This window comes from Pseudomonas sp. UC 17F4 (genome assembly GCF_900101695.1).
Taxonomy (GTDB): Bacteria; Pseudomonadota; Gammaproteobacteria; order Pseudomonadales; family Pseudomonadaceae; genus Aquipseudomonas.
Genome location: NZ_FNKV01000001.1, coordinates 3350092 through 3363205 on the forward strand (window position 1 = coordinate 3350092; position 13114 = coordinate 3363205).

Consider the following 13114-nt stretch of genomic DNA (forward strand, 5'->3'; position numbering starts at 1 on the left):
GTTTGAAGGATACTAATGAGAATTATTATCGAAATTGGGGCGGGGCAATGTTACATCAGGGAGTCAAAAAGGCAGGACGGATGGGGCAACGCAGCCGGGCGCACTTGGCGATGGTCCTGGTACTGGGCCTGAATCCGTTGGCGCTGGCGATTGCTGCAGAGAACGGCAACGGCACGCTGCAACTGGGCAACATCGAGATCACCGGCAAGGACAGCGCCAGCAGCGTGACCGCACCCGGTGTCACCACCATCGGCAAGATGCCGCTCAAGCTGCGCGAGACGCCGCAGTCGGTGAGTGTGATCGGCCACGAACGCATCGAGCAGCAGAACCTGTTCAGCCTCGACGAGGTGATGCAGCAAGCCACTGGCGTCACCGTGCAGCCGTTCCAGCTGCTGACCACCGCTTATTACGTACGTGGCTTCAAGGTCAACTCGTTCGAACTCGACGGCGTGCCGGCCTTGCTCGGCGACACCGCCAGCTCACCGCAGGACATGGCGGTGTACGAACGGGTCGAGATCCTGCGGGGCTCCAACGGCTTGCTGCACGGCAGTGGCAACCCGGCAGCCACGGTCAACCTGGTGCGCAAACGCCCGCAAAAAGAGTTTGCCGCCAGCACCACCTTGAGCGGTGGCAGTTGGGACCGTTACCGCGGCGAGGTCGATGTCGGCGGGCCGTTGACCGAGTCTGGCAATGTGCGCGGGCGCATGGTCGCCGCCTACGAGGACCGCGACTATTTCTACGACATCGGCAAGCAAGACACTCAGCTGCTGTACGGCATCAGCGAGTTCGACCTGAGCCCGGACACCCTGCTGACCCTGGGCGCGCAGTACCAGACCATCGACTCGGTGACCAACATGGCTGGTGTGCCGATGGCCAAGGACGGCTCGAGCCTGAACCTGCCGCGCTCCACTTACCTGGATGTCGACTGGGACCGCTTCAAGTGGACCACGCGCCGGGTGTTCGGCTCGCTCGAGCAGCAACTGGACTACGGCTGGAAAGCCAAGGTCGCCGCCGAATACCAGGACGCCGACTCCAGCCTGCGTTATGCCGGCGCCTACGGTGCGATTGACCCCGTCACCGGTGACGGCGGCCGTCTGATGGGCGCGGCGTACAAGTTCGAAAGCACCCAGAAGAGCGTCGATGCCTCGGTCAACGGGCCGTTCTCACTGTTCGGCCGCAGCCATGAACTGCTGCTGGGCAGCAACTACAGCCAGGGTGAAACCGAGCAGCGCACGGCGGACTTCACCACGTCGTTGAACGTGCCGGTCAACGTCTATCGCTGGGACCCGCACAGCGTGCCCAAGCCGGGTATCGGCGCCTACACATCGCCGGGTTCGACCACCACCACCTCCAAGGGTGTCTACGCGCTGACCCGCTTCAAGCTGCTCGATCCGCTGACCCTGGTGGTCGGTGCCCGGGCCAGCTGGTGGGGCCAGGATGCACCGAGCGATCACTTCAAGCCCGGGCGCGAGATCACCCCGTACGGCGGGCTGATCTGGGACTTCGCCCAGGACTGGTCGTGGTACGCCAGTTACGCCGAGGTGTTCCAGCCGCAAACCGGGCAGACCTGGAGCGGCGACCTGCTCAAGCCGGTGGAAGGCAAGACCTACGAGACCGGGGTCAAGGGCGAGTTGCTGGAGGGCCGCCTGAACGTGTCGCTGGCGGCGTTCCGCATCGACCTGGAGAACAATCCGCAGGTCGACCCGGAACACCCCGGCGCCGGCCCCAACACCTACTACATCAGCGGCGGCAAGGTGCGCAGCCAGGGCTTCGAGCTGGAAAGCACCGGCTATATTACCCCGGACTGGAGCCTGTTCGCCGGCTACACCTACACCACCACCGAATACCTCAAGGACACCCGCAGCAACTCCGGCGAGCGCTATGCCGAGTTCACCCCGCGGCACATGCTGCGGTTGTGGAGCCAGTACGAGCTGCCTTGGCAGGAGCGGCGCTGGAGCGTCGGTGCCGGGGTGCAGGCGCAGAGTGATTTCTCTGCGCAGTCGGGCGCCGTATCGATGCAGCAGGGCGGCTATGCGTTGCTCAATGCACGGGTTGCCTATCGCATTGACGAGCACTGGACGGCCTCGCTCAACGGCAACAACCTGGCCGACCGCAAGTATTACCAGAGCCTTTCCAACCCCAACTGGAACAACCGCTACGGGGAGCCGCGCAGCCTCAACATGACCCTGCGAGGCACGTTCTGATGGCAGCCCCGGGCCATGGGCCATGGCCGCTGCGCATCAGCCTGGCGCTAGCTGGCAGCGTGCTCAGCAGCCTGCAACTGGCGGTGCTGCTGGCCCGCCACTACCCCTTGGGCGACGGGCTTGAGCGGCTCTATGCGGCGATCTTTATCGGCCTGGGGTTTCTCGTCACGGTGCTGTTGTGGGCGCTGCTGGCGCCGGACTGCAAGCGCGTGGTCTACCGCTCCAGCGCCTGGTTGCTGCTGTTCAGCCCTTGCCTGGCATGGGCAGGAGCCGGGTCATGATGGGCGCACCGCGGGCGCTGGTGCAGCGCGTGCATGCCGGTGCCGGCGGCGTGTTCGGCGTGCTGCTGTTGGTGATTCTGCTCAGCGGCGCCTGGAGCATGGCCCATGAGGACCTGCGCAGCTGGTTTCGCGGCCCGGCAGCCTTGGCGCCAGGGCCGCTGTTGCCCTTGGCGCAATGGCTGCCGGTGGCCAGCCGCCACGGCCTGGCGCCCGAGGCGTTGCAGATTCGTCTGCCCGACGGCGAGCGCGCGGTGGTCGAGCTGTGCGCGCCTGCCAAGCCGTGCAACCTGGCCCTGGACCCGGCCACTGGCCGGGCGCTGGAAACGGAGAACGCCGCCGATATCCTCTTCAACCTGCACAAGAGCCTGTTTGCCGGTTTCCCCGGGCGGGTGCTGATCAGCCTGCTGGGGGTGGTGCTGTTGCTGATGATCTGGGCCGGCAGCGTGCTGCACAGCGGCCGCTTGCAGGACCTCACGCGCTTGCGCCGTGACCGTGGCCCGCGGCTGCTGGCCCACGACCTGCACAGCCTGATCGGCCGCTGGGCCGGGCCGTGGCTGCTGTTGTTCGGGGTTACCGGGGCGATGTCCGGCCTTGGCGCCCTGGGTACCCTGACCCTGGCCGGGCAGGCGTTTCCCGGGGCCCCGCAACAGGCGTTCATGCAGCTGCTGGGCGCACCACCGCAGGTCGATCCGCAAGCGGCGCCGGCCCAGCCGTTCGATCTCGATCAACTGCTGAGCAACGACGCGGCGGCGCACCCGGGCTTCACCGCCCAGAGCGTCACCCTGCATCACTGGGGTGAGCCCGGGGCCTGGCTGGAAGTGGCCGGCATCGAGTCCGGCCTGCCCAGCACCGCAGTGTTCGAGCGCCATGCCTACCGCGGCGATGACGGTAAGCCGCTGGCCACCAGCAGTGCCAGTGGCCGAGGCTTCTGGCTGCAGGCGTTTATCGCGGTGCAGCCGCTGCACTTTGCCGATTATCGCTGGCTACCCCACGCCGGGCCGCTGTTGCGCGTCGTGCATTTCAGCATGGCCCTGGGCGCCGCAGTGCTGGTGCTCAGCGGCCTGTACCTGTGGCTGGAGCGCCGGCGGCTGAAGGGCGGGGCAGGCTGGCAAGTGCTGCTGCGCCTGGTGGTCGGGGTCGGCGGCGGGCTGCTGGCGGCCAGCGCCGTGCTGCTGTGCGCCGGGGCGCTGGCCAACCTCGGGCTGTTGCCGCGCGGTTCACTGACGGCGTGGTTCTGGGGCTGCTGGATCGCCAGCCTGCTGCTGGCCGCGCTGATGCCGCCGCAGCGCCAACCGCTACGCCTGCTGTTGAGCGTGGCCGGCCTGGCCTTCCTGAGTGCTGGCGCCTTGCACCTGGCTGGCAGCCTGGAGCACGCCAACCTGAGCGTCTGGCCGATTGACCTGGTGCTGTTGCTCGTGGGCGCCAGTGCCCTGTGGGCGGTGCGCCGCCTGACTGTTTTTTCGCGTACGGCAAGGGCTGCCGACGCCAACGCTATCTGAATGGAGACTCGCATGCTGGATCTGTTGAAACACTGGCGCATGGTGCTGACCTTCGCCCTGTTGTACCTGTCCCAGGGCATCTGCTTCGGCATCGCCATGGACGCCTTGCCAACCCTGCTGCGCCACGACGGCGCGGCCCTCGATGCCCTGGCCTTCCTGCCATTGGTGGGCCTGCCGTGGGTGGTGAAATTCATCTGGGCGTCGCAGGTCGACAACCACTGGAGCCCGCGCCTGGGGCGGCGGCGCAGCTGGATCATACCGATGCAGATCCTTGTGCTGCTGTGCCTGGTGACCCTGGCGAGCATCGGCCTGAGTGTCGATACCGCCGGCTGGGCCGTGGGCCTGCTGATCCTCGCTTCGTTCGCCAGCGCCACCCAGGACATCGCCACCGACGGCATGGCCGCCGAGTATTTCAGCGACAACATGCTCGCGCGGATCAACGCCATCCAGGTCGGCGGCACCATGTTCGGCTTCTTCGTCGGCGGCGCCGGGGCGCTGCTGCTCAGTGGCCACTTCGGGCAAACCACGGCCTTCGGCCTGTTGGCTCTGGTGCCCTTGGCGAGCCTGTGCTGCGTAGCCTGGCTGCACGTGGCACCGGCGAAAGAGAAACAACCCGACGTCGCCCACGCCAGCCTGTTGCGCTTTATCAAACGGCCCGGGGCGCTGTCGCTGGTGGTGCTGGCATTGCTCTCGGCGATGACCGCGGTGTCTGGCTTCGGCCTGTCGAAACTGTTCCTCAACGATGCTGGCTGGTCGTTGCAGGCCATCGGCCAACTGGGCATGAGCGGCGGCGTGGTGACCATCGTGCTCGGTTGCGGCGGCGGTGCCTGGCTGATCCGTGTGCTGGGCTTGTGGCCGGCGTTCATGCTGGCGGTGGCCATGGCCGGGGTGGCGGCGCTGGTCTGGCTGCTGCAGGCAAGCGGGCTAGTGGCGCCCCGGGTCGAGTTGATCTGGCTGGCGGTAGGGCTGGGCTCGTTTGCCACCGGCGCGACCTCGGTGGCAATCATGACCGCCTCGATGGCGTTTGCCGGGCAAAGCGACCAGGCCGGCACCGACATGACCGCTGTGCAAAGCACCCGCGACCTTGGCGAAATGCTGTCGTCCTCGCTGTTGCTGGGACTGACCGCGCAGGTCGGTTACAGCGGCGGGTTCCTCACCGGGGCGCTGATGGCGGTGGTGGCGCTGCTGGTGGCGCTGAATTTGGCGCGGTATCGGGTTATTGCGCAGTAGGGGGGGGCGTGCGCTCGAGCACGCTCTTTCGGTGAAGCTGGGTTCGTTGGACATCTTCGGTTCTGAAGATGGGCTGTTTCGTTGATGGTGCTGGCAGATTGCTGCTATGTTGGAGCGCTGGGAACCCCCTCTCACGCGCTGCTGGGACAGCCGGTTTTTTGTTAAGGCGAAAGGTCTATGTTAAGAGTCGGCGATTTTGATGAGTTCAGCTCATTGAAAAGAGTTTTTGTTGACGGGAAAATTGAAAAGCTCAAGCTGAATAATTTCTTGACCCGCGTTGATCTGAAGATCATGGCGGAGGATGACTGTCTGGTTTTTCTCGATGATAGTTTTTTAGGGTTGTGGGGCGAGGGGGTTCTTTTTACAAAAAATTATCTGGTGTATAACCTGCTGGGTGAGCGCGGGCATATGCCGCTTTGCAGTATTTCAACTATCGAATTCGTGGGTTCGGATGTGGTCATAAACGCATCGCTCGCGTTGACCTTCAGGAAAATCCCCCTGGGATTGGTTTTTGATGTTTTCAGGGTGGTGTATGCCTCGCTGAAAAGGAATGATGCATCCCTCATTGATGTGCATAATCATGTTGGCGGAAGAGGAATTCTCAGCAATATTTCGCTGAAAGATGAGGTGGTAGGTTTTTTCCTTTTTGTTAAGGCAAATCAAAATAAAGAGAAGATTGTAGCGCTTATAGGTGAGCATAACTTCAAGGACAAGGAGCATATTCGCGAGTTCATTGTGCATGATGATAACTTGAAGGCGCTGTCATCGGCCCTGGTAGGGTGTTCGGGGCTGGAGGGCGATGTGCTCGCAAAAACCACCGATTTCTTTTACATGGCGTTCAAATACTATTCGTCATTTTTCTATGATGAGTTGAACTATTACAAAGAAGATTTGGCGCGGGCCGAAGCCCGGGAGCTGGAACTGCAGCGCACGGAAGATCTTGCAAGAAGTAAAGCAAAGGCCGAAGCGCAAGCAGCAGTCAAGGCTTCAAGGGTATGCTCATTTATCAATGTGTTCGCCGTCAAGGGCGAACCTGCGTCGGATTTCATGGACGCCTTTTTGTCAGTGGTGAATGGCTATTCCAGAAAATACCAGATGAACGAATCTGCGTATTGGTTTGTCTTCACTGCCCATCTTGATTTTTATCTTTACACCCTGGCGACCCGCAAGCTGTTGCAAGCGTCTGGGCTGAACCAGGTTTTCCTTGCGCCCTTTGTCTTTTTGCTTGAGGGTAACAAGGATCGAATGCAGGAACTGTCGGGCTTGATGAATGACGAGGTGGTCAAGGATGCGCTGGTGAGCATGTTTATCCTGATGGCTAACCAGAAGGCCGGGAATAAAGAAGGTAGCTTTAATTTTCTCTATGAGAAGATCCTGCTGTGTGAAAAAGATATACCGGAAGGCGAATTCATGCAGGGCCTTAACGTTGTCAAGCAAATAACTGAAAGGCTGGTGCTTGAGGTTTTGCGACCTGAGATGGAACGGTCCGCAGGAATAGATAATTTGTTCTGATGGATTACCCCTCGCAAGCGGGGGGGCGCTTGCATGCTATTTACCCTGTTTGTTGCCAGATTGCGCAACCGGCACCGAGGATTGCCCCACGATTCGCTTGACCAGCGCCGCATGACTGCTGGCTTGGTCGCTGCGGGAAATGACCTGGATGACCGCCATGCGCTCGCCGGAGCCTGCGATAAAGGTGCTGTTCAAGGTTTTGCCGCCGCCCAGGGTCGCCGTGCTGTCGATTTGTCGCACGCCAAGGCCGTTGCGGTTCAGGCGCGCTTCGCCGGTTTGTCGAAAGTCTGGCAGCCCGGCACTCTGGCGTTCGACGAAACCGCTGACGGCGCCGTCGAGGAAGGCGTCGTCGTTGTCGCCGGGGCGCGATGCTTCGGGGAGCGGTTTTTCAATCACCATGACCACGCGCTTTTCCTGCGAATTGGCATACAGGGTGCCCACGGCGCCGGCGCCTTCGCTGCTCTGTTCGTCGGCGCTCAAGGGGCTGGCGATGAAGCCTGCCGGCAGGGTGAAGCTGAACTTGCCGCCGAGCACCGCGACCTTTACTTCAGGTTTCGCCTGGCTGCCGGCTTTGCTCGCGGCATGCAGATTCGGTAGTGCCAACAGGCCGACAACGGCCAGGGTCAGCGTCAGGGCGGTTTTGTGGAAAATCGTCATACAGTCTCTCGTGGGACGCGGGGCAGGGCGGGGTGGATATGCTCACATAAACCTGCATGCTCGGTAAGCCCCGGCTTTGCCGTCGGCCAGACGGTCATGGCAGATCGCCTTGCGGGGGCTATCGTTGCTTGTCTAAACAGCAACTACCGACCGAGGGCGGTGCTATGAACACCAGTGATCTACTCGAACAGCTGCTTCGCGCCGGGCAGGGCTCGCAAGCGCAACAAGGGAGCAGCGGCAGGTCAGCGCAAGACGGCCTGGGCGGTCTGGGCGGCTTGCTGGGCGGGCTGCTTGGCGGCGGCAGTGCATCGGCGGGCGGTGCTGGCCTGGGTGGTCTACTGGGCGGGCTGTTGGGGGGCAACGCGGGTGGCTCTACCCAGGGGCGCTCCGCCGGAGGCACCAATTACGCGGCCCTGGCGTCGTTGGGCATGATGGCGTTCCAGGCCTATCAAAGCTGGCAGCGCAGCCAGGCGGCGGCCCCGCAACAGGCGCTGCGTACGGTCGATCAATTGTCCGGCGCCGAGGCCGAGGGCCACAGTCATGCAATCTTGCGCGCGCTGATTGCGGCAGCCAAGGCTGACGGTCGTATCGATGAGCAAGAACAAGCGTTGATTTACGCTGAAATCAAACGTCACACCAACGACCCGCAACTGCAGCAATGGCTGGATGAGGAAGTCAGCAAGCCACTGGATGCTGGCGAGGTGGCACAGTCGGCCCAGGACCCAGGCATGGCCGCGGAAATGTACCTGGCCAGCGTAATGCTGGTGGATGACCAGCAGGACGCAGAGCGGGCCTACCTTGACGAACTGGCCGGCGCGCTGCAGATCGATCCGGCCTTGCAGGTGCACCTGGAACAGCAGGCCAAGGGAAACGCCTGACGCCGCTCAACTGATGAAGATGATCTTCGACACCAGCTCTGCGCTGTTCTTGGCCTGAAGCTTCTTCATCAGCCGGGCGCGGTGGACTTCCACGGTGCGGTGGGAGATACCCAGCTTGCGCGCCACCTCCTTGCAGGTCAGGCCGTTGACGATATGCAGCGAGATCTCGCGTTCGCGCGGGGTCAGCTGGATGGTCGGCGCCGGCTGGCGGTCCAGGCGCTCGAAATGCCAGACCATCAGTTTGAACGGGTCCTCGACCGTCAGCGAAAAGCCGTGGGCCCGGGCCCAGAAGACCTCGCCATTACGATGCTGCATGAAGCGCTCGTCGGAGTAAAAGGCGCCGGGGCCGTTGCGCAGCCAGTGCTCGCTGCGTTCGCCGATGCTCTGGTAGTCGGCGTGGGAGGGGTACAGCAACAGGGTCAGGTTGCCTTGCAAATGCTCGCGCTCGTAGCCGAACAGGCGCTCAAAGGCCTGGTTGCAGTCGAGCATGCACCGATGGCCGGTGATCATCTGCGGAGCGGGGGAAACCTGGAAGGCCAGGCGCTCAAGGTCCTGGAAGTGCGGGGCGTCTTCGATCATCGGGCGTCCTGCCTCGGGTTTGTCGGTGTGCACCGGGTTGGCGGGCACTACTTACTGGCGTAAGTAGTTGCCCCAACTAGCGTGGGATTCGGGCGCTGAATCATTGTATGGAATACGCGCTTCAAGGACAGAAGAAAATCACCATGACACACGATTCCGTATCCATCGTCGCGGCTGCCCACAGCCCTTTTGGTCGCCTGGATGGCCTCAACCTCGAAGACCTGATCGTCAAGGTCACCCGCGAAGCCCTGGCAGACGCCGAGATCGACGCCGGTGAGATCGACGCGCTGTTTCTCGGGCACTTCAACTCAGGCCTGGTGGCCGATGGCTTTCCTGCCTCGCTGATGCTTCAGGCCGACCCGCAACTGCGCTTCAAGCCCGCCACCCGCTGCGAGAACGCCTGCGCCTCGGGCTCGGCGGCGATCCAGGCCGGCATCAACGCGATTCGCAGCGGCGCCGCCGACCTGGTGCTGGTGGTCGGCGCCGAGAAAATGACCGGCAACAGCACCGTCGAAGTCACCCGCGCCCTGGCCGGTGCCGGCTACCAGAACGCCATGCAGGAGGCCGGCCTGAGCTTCGCCCAGCTGTTTGGCCAGGTGGCCCAGCAGTATGCCGAGCGCTACCACAGCCCGTTGGCCTCGATGGCCGCGATTGCGGTAAAGAACCACGCCAATGCCATGGCCAACCCGTTGGCGCAGATGCACCGGCTGATGGATTTCGAACACTGCAACAATGTTTCCTCGGGCAACCCGCTGATCGCACCGCCCCTGCGCCTGACCGACTGCTCGCTGATCAGTGACGGCGCGGCGGCGATCATCCTCGCCTCGCCGCAGCGTGCACGTTCGATGCGCCGCCAGGTGGCGATTCGTGCCATGGTCCAGGTCAACGACTTCCTGCCGCTGTCGCGCCGCGATGTGCTGGCCTTCGAGGGGCCGCAGCGGGCGATTCAGGGTGCCTTGCGCGAAGCCGGGGTGACCCTTGGCGACCTGAACTTTGCCGAGGTCCACGACTGCTTCACCATCGCCGAGTTGCTGATCTACGAAGCCATGGGCCTGGTCCCCCGCGGTGAAGGCCATCGCGCCCTCGACGACGGTATCGTGCGCCAGGGCGGGCGCCTGCCGGTCAATCTGTCGGGTGGGCTCAAGGCCAAGGGCCATCCAGTGGGCGCCACCGGGGTTTCGATGCATGCCCTGGGCTTTGCCCAGCTGACCGGCGAACCCATCGGCCTGGGCGTACCCGGCGCCGAGTTCGGCTTGCTGTTCAACATGGGCGGCATGGCTGTGGCCAACTACGCCAGTGTCCTGCAAGCGGTCAAGGCCTGAGGATGAACATCGCCCATTGGCTGCGCGATGCGGCCCAGCGCTGGCCGCAGCGCCCGGCGTTGTTCGAGGGGCAGCGCCAGGTTGCCGACTACCAGGCGTTCGCCGCCCAGGCCCGGGCCCGCGCCGTGCAACTGCGCGAGCAATACGGCATTGCACCGGGCGAGCGGGTGGCGCTGTTGATGAAGAACAGCTGCCGCTATCTCGAACTGCTGTACGCCATCTGGTGGAGCGGCGCGGTGGCGGTGCCGATCAACAGCAAGCTGCACGCCCTGGAAGCCGCCTGGATTGCCGCCAATGCCGGCGCCCGGCTGGTCTACACAGATGACGGCCAGGTGTTCGCCAGCAGCGCTTTGCCGAGCGGCTGCCAAGAACTGGCGGCGCACACGCCGAGCCCGCAAGGCCCCTTGGCGGATGAGCAACTGCCCGAGCCGTACCCGCGCCAGGACAGCGACCTGGCCTGGCTGTTCTACACCTCCGGCACCACCGGGCGCTCCAAGGGCGTGATGCTGTCCCATGGCAATTTGATCGCCATGTCCCTGTGCTATCCACTGGACGTCGATGCGGTGGACGCTGGTGACGCGGTGGTGTACGCCGCGCCGATGTCCCATGGCGCCGGCCTGTACAACTTCATTCATGTGCGCTGTGGCGCCCGCCATGTGGTGCCGGCCTCGCGCGGCTTCCAGGCGGCGGAGCTGTTTGAGCTTGCGCAGCAACTGGGCCAGGTCAGCCTGTTTGCCGCGCCGACCATGGTCAAGCGCATGGTCGACCAGGCGCGCCTGCAGGGGTATGCCGGCGAAGGCATCAAGACCATCGTCTACGGTGGCGGGCCAATGTACCTGGCCGATCTTGCCCAGGCCCTGGACACCTTCGGCCCGCGCCTGGTGCAGATCTACGGCCAGGGCGAATGCCCGATGACCATCAGCGCGCTGTCGCGCCAGGCCATCGCCGATCGCGGGCACGCCGACTGGGCGCAGATCGCCGCCTCGGTGGGGCGTGCCCACGCCTGCGTCGAGGTGCGCGTGGTGGATGCCCAAGGCCAGCCGGTGGCCGCGGGCGAGCCGGGGCAGATCGTGGTGCGCGGGCCAGTAGTGATGCTGGGCTACTGGGACAACCCGCAAGCCACCCAAGAGGCCCTGGTAAACGGCTGGCTGCTGACGGGCGACATTGGCTTTTTCAACCAGCAGGGCTACCTGACCCTCACCGATCGCTGCAAGGATGTGATCATCTCCGGCGGCAGCAACATCTACCCACGCGAAGTCGAGGAAGTGCTGATGCAGCACCCCGAAGTGTTCGAGGTGTGCGTGGTCGGCGAGGCCGATGCCGAATGGGGCGAATCGGTGGTAGCCTTCGTTGCCTTGCGTTCACCCGATAGCCTCGATGCGCAGGCCCTCAACCAGTGGTTTCTTGCGCGCATGGCCTCGTTCAAAAAACCGAAAAAGTTCGTCTTTTGCCCCGAGCTGCCGAAGAACAGCTATGGCAAGATTCTCAAGACCCGCTTGCGCCAGTGGTTACAGGAGCCTTCGCAGCCTCTGATCAACCTCTGAAGCGCGGTATTTCATGGATAGCACTACGACAGGAGTCCCCACTATGGGTGTGCCAGCTTCCAACCCCCAGCGCCAGCGGCGCCGGGCCTTTATCGGCGCCACCTCCGGCCACTTGATCGAGTGGTACGACTATGGCGTCTACGGCTTTCTCGCCGTGTACATCGGCAAGGCGTTTTTTGTTTCTGACGACCCCACCAGCAGCCTGCTGGCAAGTTTTGCCGCCTTTGCCCTGAGCTTCTTCATCCGGCCCCTGGGCGGGCTGTTCTTCGGCCCCCTGGCCGACAAAATCGGCCGGCGCAAAACCCTGATCACCGTGCTGGTGATGATGGCCGGCTCGACCTTCCTGCTCGGCCTGTTGCCAACCTACGCCAGCATCGGCATCGCCGCGCCGATAATCCTCGTGTTGATCCGCTGCGTGCAGGGCTTCTCGGCCGGTGGCGAGATCGGCACCATCACCAGCTTCATTTCCGAATACGCCGGCCCCGGCCGCCGCGGCTTTGCCACCTGTTGGCTGATGGTCACCGCGGTGCTCGGCCTGCTGCTGGGCGGCGCCGTGGCCAATGGCATGACCTGGGCCCTGGGCGCCGAGCTGATGCAGGAGTGGGGCTGGCGTATTCCGTTCCTGGTGGCCGGCCCACTGGGCTTCATCTCGATGTACATCCGCCTCAAGCTTGAAGACAGCCCGGAGTTCCTCGCCCTGGTCGAGGCCGGGCAGACCTCCAAGGCGCCGCTGCGCGAGGTCTGGCAGTGGAAGCGGGCGATTGCCCTGGTGTTCTTCATCATCACCCTGCACAGCTCGATCTTCTACCTGGTGCTGACCTTCGCCTCGACCTACATGTCCAACACCCTCAAGTTCGACAGCGGCACCACCTTGCTCTACGTCTTCGTCGCCAGCCTCTCGGCGGCGCTGGTGATGCCGCTGGGCGGCGCCTTCACCGACCGTTACGGGCGCAAGCCGTTCTTGCTGGTGATCGGCACCCTGGCAACCCTGGCCATGTACTGGTTCTTCAAGACCGCGCCGGGCGCCACGCCTGCGACCCTGTTCTGGCCGCTGATGGCCGTGGCGATTTTGTTCGGTTTGTACGCGTCCTCGACCTACGCCTTGATGAGCGAGTTGCTGCCCACCCGCATCCGCTCCACCGGCATCGCCGTGGCCTACAACATTCCGGTGGCGGTGTTCGGCGGCAGTGCGCCGTTGATTTCTACCTGGCTGATCAAGGTGACCGGCGACATCACTGCGCCCTGGTATTTCTATGTGGGCACCGGGGTGGCGTCGCTGCTGGCGCTGGTGGTGTTGCGCAAAGAGGATTTTGTCGCGGGTGGGCATGCGGTTGGCAAGGAGGAGGGGGTGCCTGTTTTAGTCTGAGCGGGTTATCGATCCGTTTACTGCTTAAAATCAGTTTCTCGC

11 protein-coding genes are annotated in these 13114 nt (G+C 63.5%); 9 read left to right on the forward strand and 2 right to left on the reverse strand.

The window, feature by feature from the left end; translation table 11 throughout:
- Positions 1–80: 80 nt before the first annotated feature.
- The 5 genes from BLR26_RS15340 to BLR26_RS15360 all read left to right on the forward strand — a co-directional run bounded on the left by BLR26_RS15340 (position 81) and on the right by BLR26_RS15360 (position 6726).
- Entirely contained in the window at positions 81–2204 is a 2124-nt protein-coding gene (locus tag BLR26_RS15340; protein WP_256326726.1) for a TonB-dependent siderophore receptor, read from the forward strand.
- Complete coding sequence (locus tag BLR26_RS15345; RefSeq protein ID WP_093382019.1) at positions 2204–2485, forward strand: hypothetical protein; 282 nt, start codon at positions 2204–2206, stop codon at positions 2483–2485. The genes BLR26_RS15340 and BLR26_RS15345 overlap by 1 nt, the downstream gene beginning before the upstream one ends.
- Positions 2482–3984 (forward strand): PepSY-associated TM helix domain-containing protein, encoded by a 1503-nt coding sequence (locus tag BLR26_RS15350; protein WP_176794249.1) that lies wholly within the window; start codon positions 2482–2484, stop codon positions 3982–3984. The genes BLR26_RS15345 and BLR26_RS15350 overlap by 4 nt, the downstream gene beginning before the upstream one ends.
- A 12-nt stretch (positions 3985–3996) precedes the next feature.
- The gene (locus BLR26_RS15355; protein ID WP_093382024.1) at positions 3997–5214 is read left to right on the forward strand and encodes a RhtX/FptX family siderophore transporter; all 1218 of its coding nucleotides are present in this window, start codon (positions 3997–3999) and stop codon (positions 5212–5214) included.
- 177 nt (positions 5215–5391) lie between these two features.
- On the forward strand, positions 5392–6726 hold the full coding sequence (locus BLR26_RS15360) for a hypothetical protein (protein WP_093382026.1): 1335 nt from the start codon (positions 5392–5394) through the stop codon (positions 6724–6726).
- 36 nt (positions 6727–6762) lie between these two features.
- On the opposite strand, the gene BLR26_RS15365 is transcribed toward BLR26_RS15360, so the two are convergent.
- Positions 6763–7383: a DcrB/PsbP domain-containing protein gene (locus BLR26_RS15365; RefSeq protein ID WP_093382029.1), complete on the reverse strand. Its 621-nt coding sequence runs from the start codon at positions 7381–7383 to the stop codon at positions 6763–6765.
- Positions 7384–7547: 164 nt separating this feature from the next.
- On the opposite strand from BLR26_RS15365, the gene BLR26_RS15370 reads away from it, so the two are divergent.
- Entirely contained in the window at positions 7548–8261 is a 714-nt protein-coding gene (locus tag BLR26_RS15370; RefSeq protein ID WP_093382032.1) for a tellurite resistance TerB family protein, read from the forward strand.
- Positions 8262–8267: 6 nt separating this feature from the next.
- On the opposite strand, the gene BLR26_RS15375 is transcribed toward BLR26_RS15370, so the two are convergent.
- A complete protein-coding gene (locus BLR26_RS15375; protein WP_093382036.1) occupies positions 8268–8840 on the reverse strand; it encodes a LuxR C-terminal-related transcriptional regulator in 573 nt (190 codons plus the stop codon).
- Between the two features lie 143 nt (positions 8841–8983).
- Here BLR26_RS15375 and BLR26_RS15380 point away from each other — a divergent pair, with 143 nt between their 5' ends.
- Genes BLR26_RS15380 through BLR26_RS15390 form a run of 3 tightly spaced genes read left to right on the forward strand, consistent with a single transcriptional unit; the run spans position 8984 to position 13072 of the window.
- Positions 8984–10162, forward strand: a complete 1179-nt coding sequence (locus BLR26_RS15380; RefSeq protein WP_045198156.1) for an acetyl-CoA acetyltransferase — start codon at positions 8984–8986, stop codon at positions 10160–10162.
- Positions 10163–10164: 2 nt separating this feature from the next.
- Positions 10165–11706: a class I adenylate-forming enzyme family protein gene (locus BLR26_RS15385; RefSeq protein ID WP_093382039.1), complete on the forward strand. Its 1542-nt coding sequence runs from the start codon at positions 10165–10167 to the stop codon at positions 11704–11706.
- Positions 11707–11749: 43 nt separating this feature from the next.
- On the forward strand, positions 11750–13072 hold the full coding sequence (locus BLR26_RS15390; RefSeq protein WP_093382043.1) for an MFS transporter: 1323 nt from the start codon (positions 11750–11752) through the stop codon (positions 13070–13072).
- Positions 13073–13114: the final 42 nt, after the last annotated feature.